Source organism: Paraburkholderia sp. MM5477-R1 (assembly GCF_050436385.1).
Lineage (GTDB): Bacteria > Pseudomonadota > Gammaproteobacteria > Burkholderiales > Burkholderiaceae > Paraburkholderia > Paraburkholderia tuberum.
In genome coordinates this window covers 249,331-273,726 of record NZ_JBNDMC010000007.1, presented here as the reverse complement: position 1 = coordinate 273,726, position 24,396 = coordinate 249,331, and the positions used below count along the sequence as shown (strand labels likewise).

At 64.9% G+C, this 24,396-nt stretch carries 20 protein-coding genes; 9 read left to right on the top strand and 11 right to left on the bottom strand.

Annotation, left to right across the window (positions count from 1 at the left end):
• Positions 1-49: 49 nt before the first annotated feature.
• The 4 genes from xylB (at position 50) to OKW35_RS30055 (ending at position 4,133) form a co-directional block, all read left to right on the top strand.
• The gene (gene xylB, locus OKW35_RS30070; RefSeq protein WP_429553965.1) at positions 50-1,531 is read left to right on the top strand and encodes a xylulokinase; all 1,482 of its coding nucleotides are present in this window, start codon (positions 50-52) and stop codon (positions 1,529-1,531) included.
• A gap of 77 nt (positions 1,532-1,608) precedes the next feature.
• Positions 1,609-2,556, top strand: coding sequence for a sugar-binding transcriptional regulator (locus OKW35_RS30065; protein ID WP_429553964.1), 948 nt, complete (start codon positions 1,609-1,611; stop codon positions 2,554-2,556).
• A gap of 446 nt (positions 2,557-3,002) precedes the next feature.
• Entirely contained in the window at positions 3,003-3,836 is an 834-nt protein-coding gene (locus OKW35_RS30060; protein WP_184058612.1) for an RNase A-like domain-containing protein, read from the top strand.
• 9 nt (positions 3,837-3,845) lie between these two features.
• A complete protein-coding gene (locus OKW35_RS30055) occupies positions 3,846-4,133 on the top strand; it encodes a contact-dependent growth inhibition system immunity protein (RefSeq protein ID WP_429553963.1) in 288 nt (95 codons plus the stop codon).
• 146 nt (positions 4,134-4,279) lie between these two features.
• Here the strand turns inward: OKW35_RS30055 and OKW35_RS30050 are convergent, their stop codons facing one another.
• The 6 genes from OKW35_RS30050 to OKW35_RS30025 form a co-directional block, all read right to left on the bottom strand.
• A complete protein-coding gene (locus tag OKW35_RS30050) occupies positions 4,280-5,389 on the bottom strand; it encodes an ABC transporter ATP-binding protein (RefSeq protein WP_429490108.1) in 1,110 nt (369 codons plus the stop codon).
• A gap of 87 nt (positions 5,390-5,476) precedes the next feature.
• Positions 5,477-6,178: an HAD family hydrolase gene (locus OKW35_RS30045; RefSeq protein ID WP_429553962.1), complete on the bottom strand. Its 702-nt coding sequence runs from the start codon at positions 6,176-6,178 to the stop codon at positions 5,477-5,479.
• Positions 6,175-7,050, bottom strand: coding sequence for a carbohydrate ABC transporter permease (locus OKW35_RS30040; protein ID WP_184058279.1), 876 nt, complete (start codon positions 7,048-7,050; stop codon positions 6,175-6,177). Before OKW35_RS30040 ends, OKW35_RS30045 begins: the two co-directional genes overlap by 4 nt.
• Positions 7,047-7,982 (bottom strand): carbohydrate ABC transporter permease, encoded by a 936-nt coding sequence (locus OKW35_RS30035; RefSeq protein ID WP_026226016.1) that lies wholly within the window; start codon positions 7,980-7,982, stop codon positions 7,047-7,049. Before OKW35_RS30035 ends, OKW35_RS30040 begins: the two co-directional genes overlap by 4 nt.
• 168 nt (positions 7,983-8,150) lie before the next feature.
• Entirely contained in the window at positions 8,151-9,473 is a 1,323-nt protein-coding gene (locus tag OKW35_RS30030) for an ABC transporter substrate-binding protein (protein WP_429553961.1), read from the bottom strand.
• Positions 9,474-9,570: 97 nt separating this feature from the next.
• A complete protein-coding gene (locus tag OKW35_RS30025) occupies positions 9,571-10,350 on the bottom strand; it encodes an L-iditol 2-dehydrogenase (protein ID WP_184006440.1) in 780 nt (259 codons plus the stop codon).
• A 298-nt stretch (positions 10,351-10,648) separates the two neighbouring features.
• Here OKW35_RS30025 and OKW35_RS30020 point away from each other — a divergent pair, with 298 nt between their 5' ends.
• From OKW35_RS30020 to OKW35_RS30005, 4 genes are all read left to right on the top strand, one after another.
• The gene (locus OKW35_RS30020; RefSeq protein WP_429553960.1) at positions 10,649-11,146 is read left to right on the top strand and encodes a Fur family transcriptional regulator; all 498 of its coding nucleotides are present in this window, start codon (positions 10,649-10,651) and stop codon (positions 11,144-11,146) included.
• A gap of 155 nt (positions 11,147-11,301) precedes the next feature.
• On the top strand, positions 11,302-12,228 hold the full coding sequence (locus tag OKW35_RS30015) for a metal ABC transporter solute-binding protein (RefSeq protein ID WP_429555102.1): 927 nt from the start codon (positions 11,302-11,304) through the stop codon (positions 12,226-12,228).
• Positions 12,225-13,175, top strand: a complete 951-nt coding sequence (locus OKW35_RS30010) for an ABC transporter ATP-binding protein (protein ID WP_429490112.1) — start codon at positions 12,225-12,227, stop codon at positions 13,173-13,175. Before OKW35_RS30015 ends, OKW35_RS30010 begins: the two co-directional genes overlap by 4 nt.
• Positions 13,168-13,950 carry a metal ABC transporter permease gene (locus tag OKW35_RS30005; RefSeq protein WP_429553959.1) on the top strand — a complete coding sequence of 261 codons (783 nt, stop codon included), beginning with the start codon at positions 13,168-13,170 and terminating at the stop codon, positions 13,948-13,950. Before OKW35_RS30010 ends, OKW35_RS30005 begins: the two co-directional genes overlap by 8 nt.
• 82 nt (positions 13,951-14,032) lie before the next feature.
• Here the strand turns inward: OKW35_RS30005 and fghA are convergent, their stop codons facing one another.
• From fghA to OKW35_RS29990, 3 genes are all read right to left on the bottom strand, one after another.
• Positions 14,033-14,884 carry an S-formylglutathione hydrolase gene (gene fghA / locus OKW35_RS30000; RefSeq protein ID WP_429553958.1) on the bottom strand — a complete coding sequence of 284 codons (852 nt, stop codon included), beginning with the start codon at positions 14,882-14,884 and terminating at the stop codon, positions 14,033-14,035.
• Positions 14,885-14,899: 15 nt separating this feature from the next.
• A complete protein-coding gene (locus OKW35_RS29995) occupies positions 14,900-16,006 on the bottom strand; it encodes an S-(hydroxymethyl)glutathione dehydrogenase/class III alcohol dehydrogenase (protein WP_184023024.1) in 1,107 nt (368 codons plus the stop codon).
• A 163-nt stretch (positions 16,007-16,169) separates the two neighbouring features.
• Entirely contained in the window at positions 16,170-17,636 is a 1,467-nt protein-coding gene (locus OKW35_RS29990; RefSeq protein WP_429553957.1) for a xylulokinase, read from the bottom strand.
• A gap of 466 nt (positions 17,637-18,102) precedes the next feature.
• Between OKW35_RS29990 and OKW35_RS29985 the strand changes: the two genes are divergently transcribed.
• Positions 18,103-19,512, top strand: a complete 1,410-nt coding sequence (locus OKW35_RS29985) for a nucleobase:cation symporter-2 family protein (protein WP_429356092.1) — start codon at positions 18,103-18,105, stop codon at positions 19,510-19,512.
• A gap of 115 nt (positions 19,513-19,627) precedes the next feature.
• Here the strand turns inward: OKW35_RS29985 and OKW35_RS29980 are convergent, their stop codons facing one another.
• Together OKW35_RS29980 and OKW35_RS29975 are read right to left on the bottom strand one after the other, a co-directional pair.
• Positions 19,628-21,148 carry an efflux transporter outer membrane subunit gene (locus tag OKW35_RS29980; protein WP_184058296.1) on the bottom strand — a complete coding sequence of 507 codons (1,521 nt, stop codon included), beginning with the start codon at positions 21,146-21,148 and terminating at the stop codon, positions 19,628-19,630.
• Position 21,149: 1 nt separating this feature from the next.
• Positions 21,150-24,380 carry an efflux RND transporter permease subunit gene (locus OKW35_RS29975; protein ID WP_429490118.1) on the bottom strand — a complete coding sequence of 1,077 codons (3,231 nt, stop codon included), beginning with the start codon at positions 24,378-24,380 and terminating at the stop codon, positions 21,150-21,152.
• Between the last annotated feature and the right edge of the window lie 16 nt (positions 24,381-24,396).

Here is a 24,396-nt window from a genome sequence, read left to right as displayed (position 1 = left end):
CGATGAACCGCTAAAGTAGCGCATCCCCAACGACGAAGGTTTCGCTCCCATGTACCTTGGCATCGACCTCGGCACGTCCGAAGTGAAAGTTCTGCTGCTCGCCTCCGACGGCCGCGTGATCGGCACCGCAGGCTCGCCGTTCACCGTTTCGCGTCCGCACCAGCGCTGGGCCGAGCAGAATCCCGAAGACTGGTGGGCCGGCACGCGCACGGCGCTCGCCGCGTTGCGCGCGCGTCATCCCGACGAATTCGCGCAGATTCGCGGCATCGGCCTGTCGGGGCAGATGCACGGCGCGGTGCTGCTCGACGCGGAAAACCGCGTGCTGCGGCCCGCGATCCTGTGGAACGACATGCGCAGCGACAAGGAGTGCGCGGAGCTGACCGAGCGCGCGCCGGAACTGCACAGCGTCGCCGGCAATCTGGCGATGCCCGGTTTCACGGCGCCGAAGCTGCTGTGGGTCGCGCGTCACGAGCCGGAGATTTTCGCGAGGACTGCCTGCGTGCTGCTGCCGAAAGACTATCTGCGCCTGCAACTGACGGGCGGCAAGGTGTCCGATCCATCGGACGCGGCCGGCACATTGTGGCTCGACGTCGCGAAACGCGATTGGTCCGATTCGCTGCTCGCTGCCTGCAACATGACGCGCGCGCAGATGCCGGCGCTGCGCGAAGGCAGCGCGCCGGCCGGCACGCTGCTGCCGGAACTCGCGCGCGAATTCGGCCTGCGCGACGACGTGATCGTCGCGGCCGGCGGCGGCGACAACGCGACCAGCGCGATCGGCATCGGCGCGACGCAACCGGGCGACGGCTTCGTGTCGTTGGGCACCTCGGGCGTGCTGTGCGTGGTCGGCGACAGCTTCCGCCCGAACCCGGCCTCCGCCGTGCACGCGTTCTGTCATGCGATCCCGGACCGCTGGCATCAGATGAGCGTGGTGCTGTCGGCGGCGAGCTGTTTGCGCTGGGTCTGCAAGCTGACGTCGACCGACGAGCCGACGCTGCTCGCCGAAATCGAGGCGCTGCCCGCCGAGGCCTTGACCACCGCGCCGCTCTTTTTGCCGTATCTGTCGGGCGAGCGCACGCCGCACAACGACCCCTATGCGCAAGGCGCATTCTTCGGCATGACTCACGCAACCGACCGCGCGCTGCTCGGCTACGCGGTGCTCGAAGGCGTGACGCTCGCGCTGACCGACGGCCTCGACGCGCTGCGCGCGGCCGGCACCGAGGCGAAGGTGTTGTCGCTGCTCGGCGGCGGCGCACGCAGCGACTACTGGGCCCAGTTGCTCGCCGATGCGCTCGACACCGTCACCGTCAAGCACGGTGGCGGCGAAACCGGCGCGGCGCTCGGCGCGGCGCGTCTCGGCTGGCTCGCCGCCGGTGGCGAGCCGGCCACCGTGCTGACCAAGCCGCCTGTCGAAAAGGAGTTCACACCGAATCCGCGCCGCCACGCGCAATTGCGCACCCGGCTCGAAGCGTATCGCGCGCTGTATCGACACGTACGGCCGCTGTTCGATCCCGCGCGCGCACCGCTCGCCTGAGCGTCAACCGCGGCCAGCCCGCGCGACAGACGCGCCGCCGGCCGCTATCATCGGCGCACTTCAACCGAAACCTCATCGTGCCCAGGTCCACAGAAAAACTCGATCTCGCCACGCGCGCCGCGTGGCTCTACTACGTCGCGGGCAATACCCAGAACGAAATCGCCGAGAAGCTGCAGGTATCGCGGCCGGTCGCGCAGCGGCTCGTCGCGTTCGCGGTCGAAAAGAACCTGATCCGCGTGCGGGTCGATCACAAGCTCGCTGATTGCCTGTCGCTCGCCGATCAGCTGTCGAAGCGCTATGGCCTCAGCCTATGCGAGATCGTGCCGATCGACGGCGATACGGCCGAGGAAGTCGACCGCAAGCTTGCGGTGGCCGGCGCGCAGGTAATGGAGCGCTATCTGAGCGAGGAAAAGCCGATGGTCGTCGCGGTCAGCAGCGGCCGCACGCTGAAGGCCGCGGTCGATCAGATCGCGCAGCTAGACCGTCCGCAGCATCGGCTGGTATCGATGGTCGGCGCGATCGCGCAGGACGGCTCCTCGAACCGTTACGACGTCGCGCTGCACATTTCGGAAAAGACCGGGGGCAAGCATTTTCTGCTGCCCGCGCCGCTGCTCGCCGACAGCGAGGCCGAGCGCGCACAGTGGTGCAATCACCGTCTCTATCGGATCGTCGAATCGCTGTCGGCGCAGGCCGATGTCGCGTTCGTCGGCATCGGCAACATTGGGATGACCTGTCCGTTGCACGAGGACGGCTTCATCACGGAAGGCGAGGTGAACGAGCTGATGCAGAACGGCGCGGTCGCCGAAATGCTCGGCCTGCCGATCGATGCGGCCGGCGCGCACGTCGAATCGCCGACCGGCCGACGCGTGACGAGCATCGCGCTCGACACGCCGCCACGCCGGCCGACCATCGGCTTCGCGGGCGGGCTGCGCAAGCGCGAGGCGCTGATCGCGGTGCTCAAGGGGGGATGGTTGTCGGGGCTCGTGACCGATGAGTTGTGTGCGCGGGCGGCGTTGGAGGCGTGAGTTTCGAATGCGTGCCGGTCGCGCTCTATCGCGTCAACGCCCGCAAGCACCGCTCACGCTTGACGATCTGCAGTGCGTGCCTTTGACACGCATGATTCTTTCAACGCAAGGCATAAAAAAGCGCCCGCAGAAGAAGCGTGCCTTCTGTTTAATCTATCCAGAGCGATTGTCTACTCGCTTGCCAAATCAGTCTTCATCTTCAAGCCAGATACAGAAATATTGACCATCTCCACTACTTATCACAGTACCCGAATCAAATGTCGATTCCCTGCCTGTAGCGCCGTTATGACGAAACAGTCACGGCGAGCATCATGCTGCGGCTATTCCTGCTTGATGCAGAACGGGTCTCGTGCATCGGGCTACGGAAAATTCGGAGTCGTCCGAATCTTGAGAGACGGTCCGCACGGCAGCATCGGAACCCCATAAAAACATCAGAGGGGTTCGATATGCCCGGTGCAGATAATGCCGACGGAGTGAAGGTTGTACTGAGCGCTCCGCAACTCGCGGCCGTGCTATCCCGCCAGTCGATCAGCCAGACCGAGATGCTTTCCAACCGGCTTTGGGGCGGGTTACAGCTCGTCGGCGGCGTGCTGGAAATGGTCGGTGCGGGTGCGCTGTGCGTTTTGCCCGACCCGACGATGGCGAGCAAAGCCGGGTGTGTCGTGTTCGGGGTACATGGTTCGGACTCGGCGGCGGCGGGCCTGCGGCAGGTCTGGACTGGTCAGGATACGGCCACGCTGACCCAGCAGGGCACAACGAAACTCGCTGAAGCGATGAAGGCGAGCCCCGACATGGCGAACAATATCGGCCTGTCGCTCGATATCGCCGTGCCATTCGGCTTTGCCGGCTCGATCAAGGCGGCACGCGCTGCGCGCGTCACGATGGGCCGGATCAACCTGGACATGCATGAGGCGAAGGCGGGCAGCCGGATCGGTGGACATACGCTCTTGAAACATGTCGGACGGACCGAAGCGCAGTTGCGGGAAAGATTGGTAAATGAGCCGAAGCGGAAAATCGTGTCGTCGTTCACAAGCCGCGGGACTGCGGAATGGGCTATATCGGAAGTTATGTCTTCAAACGTAGGTAGAATCCGCACGTGGGCGCAGAATCCGACGCGAGATATTACTCTCACACTGATTAAGCACGTCGCGGGTGACGTTGGATATGGGATATCGAGGGCAACAGGAAAGCTAACGAAGATGAACAGGGTTACAGTCTTTCTAAAGTACGAACCCTATAATGGCATGTCATATTACGTGCTTACCGCTTACATTGACTGAAGGGAAACGATGTCGCCCGAACGCTACCCGGCGATGCGCCGCATATTCCACGTGTATTTTGGTCAGGATTTTGACCTGTTTGGCGAAACCATTGCTGAAATCGTGGCTTGTTACAAGAAGGACAGTCCCCACACATATTCGGATTTGATTCGTGAAATCAATTCGTTCATGGATGAGCACTCGACCGATCTGGATTCTGCGTTCGAAACAAGCTATGGAGCGGGTTTTGATCCGACACTGTGGGCACACACCACCGAGTCTTTTCTTAATGAACTTAAGCGTCTCATGAGCGAGTAACCTCGTTTTCCCCGAACCGGACGACTCCCCGCCGTCCGGTAGGTTTTTCGTGCGTTCGTTTCACCTTGGCAAGCGAACGCGCCTAACACCTTCCACGGACAGCGCCTTGCGTGCGCCGCCTGCTTATGCAATGCGTCATCGCGCGATCACGCCGCCAGCACCTCAACAATCTTGCGCTGGAACGCCTTGCCTTCGCTATCAAACAGATGGCAATGCTCGGGCGTCGCGCCGAGCTTCTGCGTATTGCCCTTCGCATGCCGTTCGAGCGGCGGAATCCGCGCGATCAAACCCTCGGGCGCGACGCTCGACTCCGCGTACAGATACGCGGCATCGCCGAGCGATTCGACCGTCATCGTGCGTGCCTCGATACCATCCTCGGTCGTGCTGACGTGCAGATGCTCGGGGCGGATGCCGACCGTCACCTTGTCGCCCTGCTTGGCCGCGCCCGGCTCGACCAACACGCGCTGCGTCTCGCCGGTCTCGTAACGCACCGAGAGGCCGTCATGCGACACCGACTGCACGACGCCTTCCATGAAGTTCATCTTCGGCGAGCCGATGAAGCCGGCCACGAAGCGGTTCGCCGGCGCGTGATACAGCATCGTCGGACTGCCGACCTGCTCCAGATTGCCCGCCGACAACACGACGATCTTGTCGGCCAAAGTCATCGCCTCGACCTGGTCGTGCGTCACGTAGATCATCGTCGTCTTCAGCTCGTCGTGCAGGCGCGCGAACTCGAGGCGCATCTTCACGCGCAGCGCGGCGTCGAGATTCGACAGCGGCTCGTCGAACAGGAACACCTTCGGCTTGCGCGTGATCGCGCGGCCGATCGCGACACGCTGACGCTGCCCGCCCGACAGCTGCTTCGGCTTGCGATCGAGCAGATGGTCGATGTGCAGGATCTTCGCCGCGTTGCGCACGGCTGAGTCGATCTCCGGCTTCTTCGCGCCGGCGAGCTTCAGGCCGAACGCCATGTTGTCGTACAGCGTCATGTGCGGATACAGCGCGTACGACTGGAACACCATCGCGATGCCGCGCTTGGCCGGCGGCACGTCGTTCATGCGCACGGCGTCGATGTTCAGATCGCCGCCCGTGATGTCCTCGAGGCCCGCGATCATCCGCATCAGGGTCGATTTGCCGCAACCGCTCGGCCCGACGAACACGACGAACTCGCCATCGGCGATGTCGAGATTGATGTCGCGCATCACTTCGTTGTCGTCGTAGGCCTTTCTGATGTCGCGCAAGGTTACGCTTGCCATGATGTGTCTCCGTGTAATGCTGTTCGATGCTGCTCGTTACTTCGTGCTGCTACCTGATGCCGTGTCGTGTCGCGTGCATTCGTGCGCTCATGGCGCCGCGGCCGTCGCGGAGAGCGTCCATTGCGCGACGAGGTCGGGCAACTGCCGCATGTCCTCGAACACATGACGCGCGCCCGCCGCGTGCAATCGATCGATCTGCGCATCGCTCGCATGACCGCCGCCGATAAACCCCAGCACCGCCATGCCCGCCGTGGCCGCCGCCGTGACGCCGGTCACGCTGTCCTCGACGACGAGGCACGCACCCGGCGCGAGCCCGAAGCCTTGCGCCGCCGCCAGGTACACGTCCGGCGCGGGCTTCGGATTCGGCACCGCATCGGCGCAGAACAGCCGCTCGCCGAAGAAACGCTTCAGGCCCGTGCGCGCCAGCACCGTCTCGACGTAGGGCCGGAAGCTATTGCTCGCGCAGCCTTTGACGAGCGGCACCTGGGTCAGCGCCATCTCGATGCCATCGACGGCGGGCGCCTCGATCGCCGCCGCTTCGACCGCGCGGCGGATCGCATCGATATCGTCGGCGCCGAGCTGTTTGCCGAGCTGAGTCGCGGTGTCCTGCAACACGCGCTCGATGCGCAGCCCGAGCAGCGGCAGCACCACCGGCGCGACGTCGATGCCGGGCCAGCGCGCCTCGAGTTCGCGCACCAGCATGCGCGCGGCCACCGCTTCGCTGTCGATCAGCACGCCGTCGCAATCGCAGATCAACGCATAGCGCACGATGCCCGGGCCAGCCGTCATTTGACGGCCCCGAACGTGAGCCCGCGCACCAACTGCTTCTGCGACAGCCAGCCGACGATCAGGATCGGCGCGACCGCCAGCAACGAAGCGGCCGACAACTTGGCCCAGAACAAACCTTCAGGACTCGAATACGACGCGATGAACACGGTCAGCGGCGCCGCGTTCGAGCTCGACAGGTTGATGCTCCAGAACGCCTCGTTCCACGCCAGGATCACGAGCAACAGCGCGGTCGACGCGAGCCCGGGCAGCGCCATCGGCATCAGCAGATAGACGATCTCCTGCCACGTCGCCGCGCCGTCGATGCGCCCGGCTTCGAGAATGTCGCGCGGAATCTCGGCGAAGTACGTGAACGCCATCCAGACCGCGATCGGCAGATTGATCAGCGTGTAGACGATGATCAGGCCCGACACGGTATCCAGAAGGCCGGTGTTTTTCCACAGCAGATAGATCGGCACCAGCACGCCGACCGACGGCATCATCTTCGTCGACAGCATCCACAGCAGCACTTTCTGCGTGCGGCGCGTCGGGAAGAACGCCATCGCGTACGCGCACGGCACCGCGAGGATCAGGCACAGCAGTGTGACGCCGACCGAGATCAGTATCGAGTTCCACGCGAACGCGAAGTAGTTGCTGCGCGCGAACACCTCGCGGAAGCTGTCGAGCGTCGGCACGAAAAACAGCGACGACGCATAGGCCTGCTGCTCGGTCTTGAACGCGGTGATCGTCATCCAGAAGATCGGGAAGAACAGCAGCAGCGCGACGAGCCACGCGATCACGCCGGGAATGCCGCGACGAATCGTGTCGAACGGCGATTTGGTCGGCACCGCGACCGGCTGCGTCGTCGATGCCGTAGTGGAGGCAACGTGGCTCATTTTTCGTACTCCCCTTTCAGGTTCTTCGCGAGCATCCGCACGAGGAAGATCGACACGATATTGGCCAGCACGACCGCGAGAATACCGCCCGCCGAGGCGAGACCGACGTCGAACTGTTGCAGGCCCAGCGCGAAGATCAGGTACGACAGGGTGGTGGTCGCGTTGCCCGGACCGCCGCCCGTGGTCGTATAGATCTCGGCGAAGATCGACAGCAGGAAAATCGTCTCCATCATCACGACGACCGCGATCGCACGTCGCAGGTGCGGCAGCGTGATGTAGAAGAACATCGAGAACGGACCGGCGCCGTCGATCTTCGCGGCTTCCTTCTGCTCCTGATCGAGCGACTGGATCGACGTGAACAGGATCAGGAACGCGAACGGCAGCCACTGCCACGCGACGATCATGATCACCGCGGTGAGCGGATAGTCGGCGAACCAGTCGATCGGCTGCATGCCGAGCGCGCGCATGCCCTGCGCGACGAGGCCGTACACCGGGTGCAGGATCATGTTCTTCCAGATCAGCGCGCTGACCGTCGGCATCACGAAGAACGGGCCGATCGCGAGCAGGCGTGCCACGCCCTGCCCGTAGAACTTGCGATCGAACAGGATCGCCATCAGCACGCCGCCGCCCACGGTGATCACGAGCACCCATACGATCAGCTCGATCGTATGCGCGATCGACGGACCGAACGACGGATCGGTCGCGAGATAGCGGTAGTTGTCGAAGCCGGCGAAGCCGCGCAGATCGGGATTGAGCAGGTTGTAGTGCGAGAACGAGAACCAGATCGTCATCGCGAGCGGGATGACCATCCACAGCACGAGCACGCCGACCGACGGCGCCACGAGCCAGCGGGCCGAATTGGCCTTACGCTCCTCGCGTTCTTTTTCTGTCTGGGGATGGGTTTGCATCAGAGGTAGGCGCAAAGGACGCATGATGGACCACCTGTTCGGTAATGCGCGGAGCGTTCGCCCGAGCCGCGTATGTGCGACGCGGCGTGCCGTGCCTGAATGGCGCACGACACGCGCCGCATCGCATCGGGCGCAGACGAATGGCCGCCCTGCTGCATGAGCCGCATCGGTCGATGCGGCGGGCCTGCCGGGTTACTTCTGATAACCCGCCTGCTTGACCGCGCGATTCGCGGCCGCGTTGCCGGCCGCGAGTGCCTGGTCGACCGTCATCTGACCGGCGATCGCGCCGGAGATGCTCTGCCCGACCACCGTGCCGAACGACTGGAATTCGGGAATTCCGACGAACTGCACACCCGTGTACGGGACCGGCTTCAAGGTCGGATGATCCGGGTCGGCGGTCTGGATCGCCTTTAGCACGAAGTCGCCGAACGGCGCGGCCTGCTTGTACTCGGGGCGCGCGTAGGTGGACTCGCGCGTGCCCGGCGGCACCGAGGCCCAGCCCTCATCCTTCGCGACCATGTCAATGTACTCCTTCGAGGTCGCCCACTCGATGAACTTCTTCGCCGCATCTTGCTGCTTCGACGACTTCGGAATCGCGAGCGCCCACGCCCACAGCCAGTGCGAGCCCTTCGGCGTGACCTCGATCGGCGCGGCCGCGAAGCCGACCTTGTCGGCGATCTGCGACTGCTGCTTGTTGTAGAGCATGCCGGCCGCGACCGTCGCGTCGATCCACATCGCGCACTTGCCCGACGACATCAGCGTCAGGTTTTCGTTGAAGCCGTTCGAGCTCGCTCCCGGAGGACCGTCCTTCCTCAGCAGATCGACGTAGAACGTTATCGCCTTCTTCCATTCCGGCGAGGTCAGCTGCGCGTTCCACTTCTCGTCGAACCAGCGGCCGCCGAAGGTGTTCACGACCGTCGTGGCGTACGCCATATTCTCGCCCCAGCCCGCCTTGCCGCGCAGGCAGATGCCGTATTGCTCCTTGGACTTGTCGGTGAGCTTGTCGGCGAATTGGGCGATCTGGTCGTAGGTCGGCTGGTCGGGCATCTTCAGACCGGCCTTGTCGAACAGATCCTTGCGGTAATAGGTCATCGAGCTTTCGACGTAGAACGGCAGCGCGTACAGCTGGCCGTTCGCGGACAGACCGTCGCGGGCCGTCTTCACGACGTCGTTGAGGTCATAGCTCGCCGGCAGGTTGGTGATCGGCGCGAGCCAGCCGCGCTTGCCCCATTGCGGGGTTTCATACGCGCCGATCGTCATTACGTCGAACTGGCCGCTGCCGGTCGTGATGTCGGTCGTCGCGCGCTGACGCAGCACGTTTTCCTCGAGGATCACCCAGTTCAGCTTGATGTCCGGATTCGCTTTTTCGAACGCGGGCGACAGCTTCTTCAACTCGATCATGTCCGGATTGTTCAGCGTCGCGATCGTCACCGTCGCCGCCGATGCGCTCAGCGCGAAGCAGGTGGCCGCGCCGGCACCGGCCGCCTTCAGCACGAATTTGAAAGCTGGTTTCATCGTTGTCTCCTTTCTCGTACGTTATGTGATGCTGCGTTCGTTTGACGGAATGACGCGCCGCTCAGAGCAGTCAACGTGCCCGCTCCCTGCTCTTTATTCAGCTCATCCAGTTACCGCCGTCGACGTTCAGCGTCTGCGCGGTGATGTAGTCGGCATCGGCCGACGCGAGGAACAGCGCGGCGCCGGTCAGGTCGTCGGGCACGCCCATGCGGCCGAGCGGCACGGCCTCGCCGACGAGGCGCTTCTTCTCGCCGAGCGGCCGGTTCTCGTAGCGCGCGAACAGCGCGTCGACCTCGTTCCACATCGGCGTGTCGACGACGCCCGGCGCGATGCCGTTCACATTGATCTTATGCGGCGCGAGCGCGAGCGCCGCGGACTGCGTATAGCTCAACACCGCCGCCTTGGTCGCGCAGTAGTGCGACACGAGCGCCTCGCCGCGCCGCCCGGCCTGCGACGACATATTGATGATCTTGCCGCCGCGGCCCTGCTCGACCATCTGCCGCGCGACCGCCTGCATCAGGAAGAACATGCCCTTCACGTTGACCGCGAACAGGCGGTCGAACACGTCCCAGGATTCGTCGAGGAGCGGGCGCATGTCGAACAGCGCCGCATTGTTGAACAGGATGTCGATCTGGCCGAAGCAGCCGAGCGTGCTCGTGACGATGCGCTCGATGTCCTCGCGGCGCCGGACGTCGGCGCTGACGCTCAACACGCGCTCGCCGTAGATGCCGCGCAGCGCGCCGCCGAGGCTGTCGGTCGGCTTCACGTCGACCAGCACGCAGCGCGCGCCCTCGTCGAGATAGCGCAGGGCTACCGCTTCACCGATACCGCTGGCCGCGCCCGTCAGAATGGCGACTTTGTCCTGCAATCGTGCCACTGCCTGTCTCCGCTTCGTTTTTACATTTTGGCGCGCGGTGAGCGAACGCTCATCACGCGAACAATTGCTCGGCTAGTGATCGAATGATCGGATACGGACCGGATCATGTCAAGGCACGCGGACGAATTTCGATGGTGCAGCGCGGCAGGAGCAAGCCCATTGCGCGATGGGTCGCCACGACGCGTTCGCTGCGTGCCGTCGTGCGAGGATTCGCACCGCTGACAAAAAATCGCGCTACGTTATATCATTTCGACCTTGCAGCCCGCTCGGGGGCCGCCATGTCAGGAGATTCACGCCGATGACTACCTCGCTCGCCGAACAGCACGCCATGCGGGTCGCGCATGCGGACGCGCACGCCGCGGCGCAGGGGCTCGCGCTGACGCCGCTGCGCCGCCAGGTGTACGCGGCGATCGTCGCGAGCGAGCGGCCGGTCGGCGCGTACGAGTTGCTCGACGCGCTCGCCCCCGAGCGCGGTCGCATGTCGCCGACCACCGTCTATCGCGCGCTCGACTTCCTCGTCGCGCACGGCTTCGTGCACCGGATCGAATCGAAGAACGCGTTCGTCGCCTGCTGCGAAATCGGCGTGCCGCATCGCAGCCAGTTCCTGATGTGCGACGGTTGCGGCGCGACTGTCGAGATTCCCGGCGACGAGCTCGCCGACCGCCTGTCGCACAGCTCACCCGCGCATGGCTTCGAGGTGCATCGTCAGGTGATCGAGCTAAGTGGACTGTGCGGGCCATGTGCGCGAGCGGCGAAGCCTGGCGGCGCCGGCGGCGCAGCAGGCAATTCGTCGTGATCAGATGCGCGGCGCCGCGCTAAGCACCACCCCGTGCCACCCCGTATTTGGCCTTGCCACCGCGAGTGGCTGATTCAACTCTCACCCAGCAGGAAACAACGATGAAAACAATCGGTTCGATGTTGTCTAGAGCGCACCGCGCGCTGAAGCGTTCGATGTCTGTGCGCACCCATCTGTGCACCTGCCTGCTCGCGATCGCGGCGCTCGGCTTCGGCCACAACGCGTTCGCCGCCGACGCGAAAATTCCGGTCGTCGCCGCGGAGAACTTTTATGGCGACGTGGTCCGGCAACTCGGCGGCGATCGCGTCGACGTGACCAGCATCCTCAGCAACCCGGACCAGGACCCGCATCTGTTCGAAGCGAGCCCGGCCACCGCGCGCGCGTTACAGCATGCGAGCCTCGTCGTCTACAACGGCGCCGACTACGATCCGTGGATGGTGAAGCTGCTGGCCGCGTCGAAAGGCGCGCATCGCACGGTGATCATCGCGGCCGACCTCGTCGGCAAAAAAGGCGGCGACAATCCGCACCTGTGGTACGACCCGGCGACGATGCCGAAAGTCGCGCGCGCGGTCTGCGACGCACTCAGCGCTGCTGACCCGGCGCACAAGCCGGCGTACGATGCGAACCTCGCGAAGTTTCTCGATTCGCTGAAGCCGATCGACGCGAAGGTCGCCGAGCTGCACGGCCGCTATGCGGGCTTGCCGGTCACGGCGACCGAGCCGGTGTTCGGCTATATGTCTGACGCGATTGGCCTCGCCATGCGCAACCAGCGCTTCCAGCTCGCCACGATGAACGACACCGAAGCGAGCGCGGCCGATATCGCCGCGTTCGAACGCGATCTGCGCGAGCGGCGCGTGCGCGTGCTGATCTATAACAGCCAGGCCACCGAGGCGCTGACCAAACGCATGCTGAAGCTCGCGCAACAATCGAAGGTACCGACGATGAGCGTCACCGAAACCCTGCCGCCCGGCAAGACCTATCAGACGTGGATGCTGACGCAGCTCGATGCGTTGCAGAAAGCGCTCGCGGCGGGTGACACGAACGGCGCGACCAGCGCGAGCGCGAAAGGCAAGGCTCCATGATTCCGACTGGCCATCAAACGCCAGCAGGTGCGCAATCAGGCGCACCCACCGCGCGCGGCGACCGGCCCGTGCTCGAACTCGACAACGTGACGCTCGATCTGGGCGGCCGCACGATCCTGCGCGATACCAGCTTCGTCGTGAACCAGGGCGAGTTCATCGGCGTGCTCGGGCCCAACGGCGCGGGCAAGACGACGCTGATGCGCGCGGTGCTCGGCCTCGTGCCGGCCGTGGGCGGCGCGATCCGCGTGCTCGGGCAGACGGTCGAGCGCGGCAACGCGTCGATCGGCTATATGCCGCAGACGCGCAGCGCGCTCGCCGGCCGTCGCGTGCGCGGCCGCGATCTGGTCGCGATGGCAGCCGATGGTCATCGCTGGGGCTTGCCGCATGCGGATGCAAAAACGCGCGCGGACGTCGATCGGGTGCTCGAGCTCGTCGGCGGGACGACTCTGTCGAAGCGGCCACTGTCGGAGTTGTCGGGCGGCGAACGGCAGCGGCTCCTGCTGGCGCAATGCCTGCTCGGCAATCCGAAACTGCTGCTGCTCGATGAACCGTTGATCAGTCTCGATCCGCATCACCAGAAGAGCGTCGTCGAACTGGTGCGGCGCGTGCAGCAGGAGCTCGGCATCGCGGTGCTGTTCTCCGCGCACGAACTCAATCCGCTGCTGAACTCGATCGATCGCGTGCTGTATCTCGGCAGCGGCGTCGCGGCGCTCGGCACCGTCGACGAAGTGATCACACGGCCGGTGCTGTCGCGTCTGTACGGCTCGCCGATCGACGTGATGCGCGTGAACGGCCGCATCTTCGTGATGTCGGGCGGCGTCGAAGTCGAGAAGCACGATCACGGGCACGAACACGACGAGGACGGCGGACATACGCATTCGCACAGCCACTCACACAGTCATCCAGACCCGCAAGACTCACGCGACGGACACACGCACGATGTTTGAATACGATTTCATGGTGAACGCCTTCGCGGCCTCGGGGATCGTCGCGGTGCTGGCAGGCGTGGTCGGCTATTTTCTCGTGATGCGCGGACAGACGTTCGCGGGCCACGCGCTGTCGCACGTCGGCTTCACCGGCGCGACCGGCGCGGTGCTGATCGGCCTCCCGCCTCTCTGGGGGATGATCGGCTTCACGCTCGCGGCCGGTGTGGGCATGGGCGCGCTTGGCGAACGGCTCGCCGGCCGCGACGTCGCGATCGGCGTAATCCTTTCCTTGTCGCTCGGCTTTGGGCTGCTGTTTCTGCATTTCTTCACCGCCTACGCGACGCAGGTGACGGCGCTGCTGTTTGGCAACGTGCTCGGCGTCAATGCAGCGACGCTCGGTGTGCTCGCGGCGTTGGGCGTCGTCAGTCTGGCCGCGCTCGCGGCCATCATGCGGCCGCTGCTGTTCGCGTCGCTGCAACCGGAGCTGGCCGAAGCGAAGGGCGTGTCGCTGCGCCGCGTGTCGGTGCTGTTTCTCGCGATCGCCGCGCTAGCCGTCGCCGCTTGCACGCAGATCGTCGGCGTGCTGCTCGTGTTCACGCTGATGGTCGGGCCGGCCGCCGCCGCGCAGAACCTGAGCACGCGGCTGTCGACGGGTCTCGTGCTCGCGGCCGTGTTCGCGCTCGCGCAGGCGTGGCTCGGGCTGACGCTCGCGTTCTATACCGATTGCCCGACGAGCTTCTGGATCACCGCGCTGTCGGCGGTGGTGTATGGCGGGAGTCTGTTGAAGCGGCATTGAGCGGCGCTTACGCCGATCAAATGAAAAAACGGCGGCACATGAAGTGCCGCCGTTTTTTTTGCCTCGCGTTTTACGACGTTGTTCAGCCGAGCAACACCTTCGCGTGATGCGCGAGATGATCCTCGGCGAACGTCGAGATGAAGTAGTAGCCGTGGTCGTAACCCGCATGCCGGCGCAACGTCAGTGGCTGACCCGCGGCCTTGCACGCCGCTTCGAACACGTCGGGATTGAGCTGCGTGGGCAGGAACTGATCCGCGAGCCCCTGATCGACGAGAATCCCTTCCGCGAACTTGTGCGTCGCGTGCGAAACCAGCTCGCTCGCGTCGTACTGCTTCCACGCTTCACGGTTCTCGCCGAGATAACCGCTAAACGCCTTCTCGCCCCAGGGACAACGCATCGGCGCCGCGATCGGCGCGAACGCCGACACCGACCGATAAATGTCCGGATTGCGCAGCGCGAGCATCAGCGCGCCGTGCCCGCCCATCGAATGACCGAAGACGCCGAGACGCGCGCCATCGATCGGCAGGTTCGCAAGCGCGGTTTCGCGCAGCTCGTCGCGCACGTACGAGTACATGCGGTAGTTCCGCGCCCACGGCTGCTCGGTCGCGTCGACATAAAAGCCCGCGCCGACGCCGAAGTCCCACGCATCGCTCTCGCCTGGCACGCCCGCGCCGCGAGGGCTCGTATCCGGCGCGATCAGCGCGATGCCGTGCCGGGCCGCGAAGCGCTGCGCGCCGGCCTTGATCGCGAACGTCTCTTCGGTGCAGGTCAGCCCCGCTAGGTAGAACAGCGCGGGCACCTTCGCATTGCCCTGCAACGCCTGCGGCGGCAGATAGACCGAGAAGCGCATCGGCAGACCGACGGTGCGCGACTCGTGCCGGTAAAAGCGCTGCTCGCCGCCGTGGCAGGCGTGCGACGATAGTAGTTCGAGCATCGCGACGCTCCTCGCTTAGTAGAGCACGACCGAGCGGATCGACTCGCCCTTCTTCATCAGCTCGAAGCCCTCGTTGATGCGCTCGAGCGGCAGACGGTGCGTAATCAGATCGTCGATATTGATCTTGCCTTCCATGTACCAGTCGACGATCTTCGGCACGTCGGTGCGGCCTCGCGCGCCGCCGAACGCCGAGCCCTTCCACTCGCGGCCCGTCACCAGCTGGAACGGCCGCGTGCTGATCTCCTCGCCCGCCGCCGCGACGCCGATGATGAACGACTGCCCCCAACCCTTGTGCGTGCATTCGAGCGCCTGGCGCATCACCTTCACGTTGCCGATGCATTCAAACGAGTAGTCGGCGCCGCCGTCGGTCAGCTGCACGATGTGATCGACGACGTTCTCGACTTCGTTCGGGTTGATGAAGTGCGTCATGCCGAACTTCTTCGCGAGTTCGACGCGGCCCGGGTTGAGATCGACACCGATGATCTTGTCCGCGCCGACCATCTTCGCGCCTTGAATCACGTTCAGCCCGATACCGCCGAGCCCGAACACCACCACGTTCGCACCCGCCTCGACCTTCGCCGAATACACGACCGCGCCGACGCCGGTCGTCACGCCGCAGCCGATGTAGCAGATCTTGTCGAACGGCGCGTCTTCACGCACCTTCGCGACCGCGATCTCCGGCACGACGATGTAGTTCGAGAACGTCGACGTGCCCATGTAGTGAAACAGCGGCTTGCCATCGAGCGAGAAGCGCGAGGTCGCGTCGGGCATCAGGCCTTTGCCCTGCGTCGCGCGGATCGCCTGGCAGAGGTTCGTTTTGCGCGACAGGCAGAACTTGCACTGACGGCATTCGGGCGTGTAGAGCGGAATCACGTGATCGCCCTTCTTCAGCGTGCCGACGCCCGGCCCGACATCGACGATCACGCCCGCGCCTTCGTGGCCGAGAATCGCCGGGAAGATGCCTTCGGGATCGGCGCCCGACAGCGTGTAGTAGTCGGTGTGGCAGATGCCCGTCGCCTTCACTTCGATCAGGACTTCACCGGCGCGCGGACCTTCGAGATCGACTTCCTCGATCGTCAACGGGGCGCCGGCTTTCCATGCGATTGCTGCTTTGGTCTTCATCGTCAATGCTCCTGTGAGTCCGTGAGTCCGTGAGTGCGTGAATGCGAAATGGCATCGCGTGCCGGCGACTGCGTGGCGCGCGAAAAGCGTCATGGTATTGCATAGTGCGTGAAGGCTGCGTCGCCGATGGCTGCGCTCGGCACCGTGTTCAACGCCGTCGCTGTCACTGCGCTTCGCACGGCGCGCTACCACCGAACCACGGCTCGACCCGGACATACAGATCGACGAAGCGCGCATAGCGTTCAGCAAGCGCCGCATCGCCGCGTGGACCCGCGACGCGCGTCGCGCCCGGCGCGAGCGCGGCGAGATCGCGCGTCTGCCAGTGGCCGCACGCAAGACCGCCGAGGATCGCCGCGCCGCGCGGCGCCGCGTTCGGGCAATCGACCGCATGCAGGTCGACGTCGAGCGCATCGGCGAGCAGTTGTCGCCAGCGCGCATCGACGGAGCCGCCGCCCGCGAGCTTGAGCGCCGTCACCGGCGCGCCGCTCGCGCGAATCGCGTCGAGCCCCGCGCGCAACGAGAACGCGACGCCCTCGAACGCGGCACGCATCATCGCGCCGCGCGTATGCTCGAGCGACAAACCGAGCCAGCCGCCGCGCGCCTGCGGGTTCAGCCACGGCGTGCGCTCGCCGGTCAGGTACGGCAGGAAGCTCAGCGTCGACGCCACTTCAGCGGCGGCATGAGCGCTTGCATCAGCCGCATCGTCAAATGCCTCTCGGTAAGCCTCCGCCCACCCAAACGACAGCCACCCGCGCACCCGCTCCAGCGCGATGCCGACGTTCTGCATCGCCGCCATCCGATACCAGTGATCGCTCGCCGCGCGATAGCGATGCAAGCCCTTCAGCGGCGCAGGCTCGTCGTTCGCGAGCACGACGATCTGTCCGCCGGTGCCGGTCGTCAGCAGCGCGTCGCCGTCACGCACGAGTCCGCTGCCGAGCGCCGCGCACGGCGTATCCGCGGCGCCGGCTGCGAGCACGATACCGGCCCGTAAGCCAAGTGCCTGCGCGGCCTGCGGCGACAGCGCGCCCGCCGCCGCATACGACGGCGCCACAGGCGCGAACCACTCGGACGGAATCTCGAGGCGTTGCAGCAGCGCCGTGTCCCACGCGCCGGCGGGATCGGCGAGCGCGGTCGCGCACGCGTCGGACGCATCGGTCACGCACGCGCCGCCGAGCGCGACGCGCAGCCAGTCCTTCGGCTGCAGCGCCCAGCGCGTGCGGCGCGCGGCTTCCGGTTCTTGCAGCACGAGCCAGCGCAGCAGCGGTCCGGCCATGCCGGGCGCGACCGGATTCGGTTGCGGCTCGGGCCACGCGTCGAGCATGGCGAGCGCGCGCGAGTCCGGCCACAGCATGGCGCGCCGCACCGCTGCGCCGTTTGCATCGAGCAGCACGACGCCGTGCATCTGGCCAGAGAAGCCAATCGCGCGCACGCCGTCACGCAGCTCGCGCGGCAGGCCCGCCATCGCGTGGACGAGCGCGTTCCACCAGGTCTCGACGTCGATTTCGGCCCAACCCGCGTGCGGCGTAACGAGCGCATAAGCGACGCTCGATACCGCCTGCTCGCGTCCATGTTCGTCGACGATTGCCGCTTTCAGGGAGCCGGTGCCGAGATCGATGCCGAGAAAACTCATGAGCGCAGGGACGTTGAAACGAGGTGAAGAAGGAGCCAGCGAGACTGGCGACGAAGTGGGAAAGCGAAGCTCAAAGGCGAAGCTGCACAGACGTCGCGAACGTTGAACAAACGGCTCGGAAAACACGCGAAAAAAAACCATTCGCGGGTTAACCCCGCCGTGCTGCGAGCGTCATCAAAACAGGACTATGCGTGAAGCGTGATACACGTCATTGATTCTCACACATATCCCCTCGCGCGACGAACCCGCGCCGCGCACGCCATGCACCGCCCGCGGCCCCCACTGCATAGGGTTCTCTGGCATCCGACGGCCGATCCGTCCCACGCGTGGCTTTAATTTGCCTTTCAAAACAGGTCTCTGCATATCGCCGCCGGGAATGCCGGAATAGCCACGTATGGTCTTGTTGCGACTTTTCGTCCCCGATACCTTGGAGTCATCCCAAAACGAGATGGTGGAGACAGACGATATGCAAGCGAACACGGTTCACCCGTGCGACGAGCGCCTACCGGCGGGCCAGTTGCTCACTCTCGGCATCCAGCACGTGCTGGTCATGTACGCTGGCGCGGTCGCGGTGCCGCTGATCATCGGCGCGGCGCTGAAGCTGCCGAAAGACCAGGTCGCCTTCCTGATCAGCGCCGATCTGTTTTCCTGCGGCATCGCCACGCTGATCCAGACGCTCGGACTGTGGATCTTCGGCATCCGCCTGCCCGTCATCATGGGCTGCACGTTCGCGGCCGTCGGCCCGATGGTCGCGATCGGCACCAATCCTTCGCTCGGCATCCTCGACATCTTCGGCTCGACGATCGCGGCCGGCGTGATCGGCATTCTGCTCGCGCCCGCGGTCGGCAAGCTGTTGCGCTTCTTCCCGCCGGTCGTGATCGGCGTCGTGATTTCGGTGATCGGCCTGTCGCTGATGGAGGTCGGCATCAACTGGGCGGCCGGCGGTGTCGGCAATCCCGACTACGGCAATCCGGTCTATCTCGGCCTGGCGCTGCTCGTGCTGACGCTGATCCTGCTGATCAACAAGTTTGCCAGGGGGTTCGTCGCCAATATCTCGGTGCTGCTCGGCATCGTCGCGGGCTTCGCGATCGCGCTGATGCTCGGCCGCGTCAACCTGGACGGCGTCATGCACGCGCCGTGGGTCGGCTTCGTGATGCCGTTCCACTTCGGTCTGCCGCACTTCGATGCGCTGTCGATCGCGACGATGGTCACCGTGATGTTCGTCACGTTCATCGAATCGACCGGCATGTTTCTCGCGGTCGGCGACATGGTCGATCGTCCGGTCGATCAGAAAACGCTGGTGCGTGGCTTGCGCGTCGACGGTCTCGGCACGCTGATCGGTGGCATCTTCAACTCGTTCCCGCATACGTCGTTCTCGCAGAACGTCGGGTTGATCGGCGTGACCGGCGTGAAGAGCCGCTTCGTGTGCGCGATGGGCGGCGTGATCCTCGTGCTGCTCGGCCTCTTCCCGAAGATGGCGCAGGTGGTCGCGTCGGTGCCGGCGTTCGTGCTCGGCGGCGCGGGCATCGTGATGTTCGGCATGGTCGCGGCGAACGGCATCAAGGTGCTGTCGCGCGTCGACTTCGTGAGGAATCAGCACAACCTCTTCATCGTCGCGGTCAGCATCGGGCTCGGCCTCGTGCCGGTCGTCTCGCCGCACTTCTTCTCGCAACTGCCGCCGGCGTTGTCGCCGCTGCTACATAGCGGGATTCTGCTCGCGTCGGTGTCGGCGGTCGCGCTGAACCTGATCTTCAACGGCGTGAAGAGCGAGAAGAAGGCGAAGAGCGAGCTTCGCCGCGCCGGGCACGATCTCGACGCCAGCGCGGGCGGCGCACCGCAGAGCAACGAGATGCTGCGGGCGGCGGATCTGCATTGAGCTTTTGATGCAGCGATGATGCGGCGAGCGGCACCGAACGCCGCGAATCAACAAAAACGCCACGGCATGCCGTGGCGTTTTTGCTTCACTTCAGCGGTTCGTCGAGCCGCAGCGCTTAGCCTGCCGTCGCCGCCGAAGCCGCGACCGGTGCGCTCGCCGCACCGTAATCGACCGGCGCGTCGGCGGGACGCGGCTGGTCGCCGTTGTGCTCGATCCAGCCGCCGCCGAGCGCCTGGTACAGCGTGACCAGGTTCTGCAGACGTTCCATGCGCGCGGTGACCAGCGCCTGCTGAGCCACGTACAAGGAGGTCTGCGCGGTCAGCACCGAAAGATAGCTGTCGACACCGTTCGTATAACGGAGGGTCGACAGATCCAGCCGGCGCTGCTCGGCCGCGACATCCCGCTCGAGCGCCGCGATCTGCTCGTCGTACGTGCCGCGCGCGGCCAGTCCGTCCGCCACTTCGCGGAAGGCCGTCTGGATCGCCTTTTCATACGTGGCGATCTGCACGTTCTTCTCGATGTTGGCGAGATCGAGGTTGGCCATGTTCTGACCGCCCTCGAAGATCGGCAGCGTGATCGACGGCGCGAAGCTCCACGCCGCCGAACCCGGCTTGAACAGCCCGCCGAGCGTCGGGCTCAGCGTGCCGGCGCTGCCGGTCAGCGTGACCTTGGGGAAGAACGCGGCGCGCGCCGCGCCGATGTTCGCGTTGGCCGCGAGCAGATTTTCCTCGGCCTCCATGATGTCGGGACGGCGCGTCAGCAGATCGGACGGCAGGCCCGCCGGAATATCCGTGAGCAGGCTCTGGTCGCTCAGCGGCAGGCCTGGCGCAAGATCAGCCGGCAACGGCTCGCCGATCAGCAGCACCAGCGCGTTGTCAGCCTGAGCCCGCAAACGCATCTGCGCCTGCAGGTCCGCGCTCGCGGTTTCGACAACCGTTTGCGACTGGCGCAGATCGAGTTCCGAACCGGTGCCGTTGTCGAACTGCAGCTTGGTGATCCGAAACGACTCCTGCGCCGTCTTCAGCGTGTTCTGCGTGACCTTCAGCAGATCGTCCAGTTCCAGCACCGTCATGTACTGGTTCGCCACCTGCGACACCAGCGCGATTTCCGCGGACTTGCGCGCCTGCGCGGTGCCGAGGTACGTGGCCAACGCCTGATCCTTCAGGCTCTGCACGCGCCCGAAGAAGTCGATTTCCCACGACGCGTTCAAGCCCACCGAATACGTGTTGCTAATCGTCGGGCCGTTGGGCAACGCCAGCAGATCGCGCGGCGTGCGCTGCCGGCTTTGCGAAGCCGCGGCGTCGAGCGTCGGGAACAGGCCCGCGCGCACGATACGGTACTGCGCCGCCGACGCCTGCATGTTCAGCACCGACACACGCAGATCACGGTTGTTCTTCAGCGCGATTTCGATCAGCTGCTGCAGACGCGGATCGACGAAGAAGTCGCGCCAGCCGATGTCGCCGGCAGCCAGGCCGTTCGCGCCGCGCGCGCCCTGCGCGCCCGGCTGCTGGTCGTACACGCCGCCCGTCGGGAAAGTCGCCGTCACGGGCGCGGCGGGCCGCTGGTAGTGCGGCGCCAGCGTGCAACCCGCGGCGAGCAGCGCGACCGCTACTGCAATCAAAGAGTGTTTTTGCATCTCAATGCCCATCCTTGCCCGAGCCATTGCCATCCGACCCGTCGGTCGTGCCACCCGCCGCGCCGCCTTGCGGATCGTGCGGATGGTGCTGTTGATAGTGGCGCAGCGCCTCATCCGGGTCTTCCTTCTCACCGCCGAACTTCGCGCGAATCACGACGAAGAACATCGGGATCATGAAGATCGCGAGGAAGGTCGCCGTCAACATGCCGCCGATCACGCCGGTACCGATCGCGTGCTGGCTGGCCGACCCCGCGCCGTTACTGATCGCGAGCGGCAGCACGCCGAGAATGAACGCGAGCGAGGTCATCAGGATTGGACGCAACCGCAGACGCGCCGCTTCGAGCGCGGCTTCGATCGGTCCCATGCCTCCACCCTGCTGCAGTTCTCGCGCGAATTCCACGATCAGAATCGCGTTCTTCGCCGACAGACCCACGGTGGTCAGCAGACCCACCTGGAAGAACACGTCGTTCTCGAGCCCGCGCAGCGTCGCGGCCAGCAGTGCGCCGATCACGCCGAGCGGCACCACCATGATCACCGAGAACGGGATCGACCAGCTTTCATACAGCGCCGCGAGACACAGGAACACGACGAGAATCGAGATGCCGTACAGGATTGGCGCCTGCGAACCCGACTGACGCTCTTGCAGCGACAGACCCGTCCACTCGTAGCCGACTCCCGCCGGCAGCTTGGTGACGATCTGTTCCATCGCCGCCATCGCCTGACCGGTCGACTTGCCCGGCGCGGCCGCACCCTGGATTTCCACCGACGAAATACCGTTGTAGCGCTCGAGCTTCGGCGAACCGTAGGTCCACTCGGTGCTCGCGAAGGCCGAGAACGGCACCATCGCGCCCGCGCCGTTGCGCACGAACCAGGCATTCACGTCTTCCGGTTTCATCCGGAACGGTGCGTCGCCCTGCAGGTAAACCTTCTTGATCCGGCCGTCCGTGTCGAGGAAGTTGTTCACGTACGACGAGGCCCAAGCGATCGAGAACGTCTGGTCGATCGAGGCAAGCGACACGCCGAGCGCCGAAGCCTTCTCGTGGTCGATGCTCACCTTGAACTGCGGCGTATCGTTCAGGCCGTTCGGACGCACCTGCGCGAGCGTCGGATCTTTCGCCGCCAGACCGAGCAGCATGTTGCGCGCTTCCATCAGCTTCGCGTGACCGAGACCCCCGCGGTCCTGCAGCTGGAAGTCGAAGCCCGCCGCGGTGCCGAGTTCAGGAATCGACGGCGGATTGACCGGATACACGACCGCGTTCTTGTAGCTGCTGAAGTGCATGAACAGACGCCCAACGAGTGCCTGCACTTTCTGGTCCGCGTGCTGACGCTGTGCGTAGTCCTTCATCCGCACGAACACGAGACCCGCGTTCTGGCCACGACCCGCGAAGCTGAAGCCGTTCACCGTGAAGGTCGATTCGACGATCGCCTTTTCGTCGTTCAGCAGGTAGTCCGACACGTCCTTCAGCGCGCGCGCGGTGGTTTCCTGCGTGGAACCCGACGGCGTTTGCACCAGCACGAACATCGTGCCCTGGTCTTCGTCAGGCAGGAACGACTTCGGCAGACGCACGAACAGCAGCCCCACCGCGAAGATCACCACCATGTAGATGATGAGCCAGCGGCCCGAGCGCTTGATCACGTGGTGCACGCCCGAGTGGTATTTGTCGCGGCTGGTGTTGAAGGTACGGTTGAACCAGCCGAAGAAGCCGGTGGCTTTTTCGTGATGACCCTTCGGAATCGGCTTCAGGATCGTCGCGCACAGCGCCGGCGTCAGAACCAGCGCGACGAGCACGGACAGCACCATCGCCGCGACGATCGTCAGCGAGAACTGCCGGTAAATCGCACCCACCGAGCCGCCCGAGAACGCCACCGGCACGAACACCGCCGACAGCACGAGCGCCACGCCAACGAGCGCGCCGGTGATCTGGTCCATCGCCTTGCGGGTTGCTTCGCGAGGCGATAAGCCCTCCTCCTGCATCACCCGCTCGACGTTTTCCACCACCACGATCGCGTCGTCCACCAAAAGGCCGATCGCGAGCACGAGACCGAACATCGACAGCACGTTGATCGAGAAACCGACCACGCTCATGATCGCGAAGGTACCGAGCAGCACCACCGGCACCGCGATCGTCGGGATCAGCGTGGCGCGCAGGTTCTGCAGGAACAGGTACATGACGAGGAACACCAGCACGATACCTTCGAGCAGCGTCTTGACCACTTCCTCGATCGACAGGCGCACGAACGGCGTCGTGTCGTACGGGTACTGCACCACCAGACCGTGCGGGAAGTACTTCGACAGTTCGGCGATCTTCGTGCGCACCGCCTTCGCGGTGGCGAGCGCGTTCGCGCCCGTGGCCAGCTGGATACCGAAGCCTGCCGTCGGCTGACCGTTGTACTTGGTGTCGAAGTTGTAGTTTTCGCCGCCCAGTTCGACGCGCGCCACGTCGCGCAGACGCACCTGCGAGCCGTCCTGGTTCACCTTCAGCAGGATGTTGCCGAACTGCTCGGGCGTATTGAGCAGCGTGGCCTGCGTGATCGTGGCCTGCAGCACCTGCCCCGGCACCGACGGCGTACCGCCGAGCGAGCCGCCCGCGACCTGCACGTTTTGCGCCTGCAGCGCGGAGGAGACGTCGAGCGGCGTCAGGCCGAAGTTGTTCAGCTTGTTCGCGTCGAGCCAGATCCGCATCGCGTACTGCGAGCCGAACAGCGTCACCGTACCCACGCCGTCGATACGGCTGATCGGATCCTGAATGTTCGACGCCACGTAGTTCGCGAGGTCGTACTTGTTCATGCTGCCGTCGGTCGACACGAACGCCATCACCATCAGGAAGCTGCTGCTCGACTTCGTGACCTTGGTGCCGAGCTGCTGCACCGCTTGCGGAAGCAGTGGCGTGGCGAGCTGCAGCTTGTTCTGCACCTGCACCTGCGCGATGTCAGGGTTGGTGCCGGCCGCGAACGTCAGCGTGATGGTGGCCGTGCCTGAGTCGTCCGAGGTCGACGCGAGGTACAGCAGGTGGTCAAGACCACTCATCTGCTGCTCGATCACCTGCGTAACGGTGTTTTCCACCGTCTTCGCCGAAGCACCCGGATAGGTTGCGCTGATCTGGATGGACGGCGGCGCGATGGTCGGGTATTGCGCGATCGGCAGCGTGAACACCGACGCGATACCCGCGAGCATCAGGATGATGGCGATCACCCATGCAAAAATCGGGCGATCAATAAAGAACTTTGCCATGAGGCGGGCTCCCTGT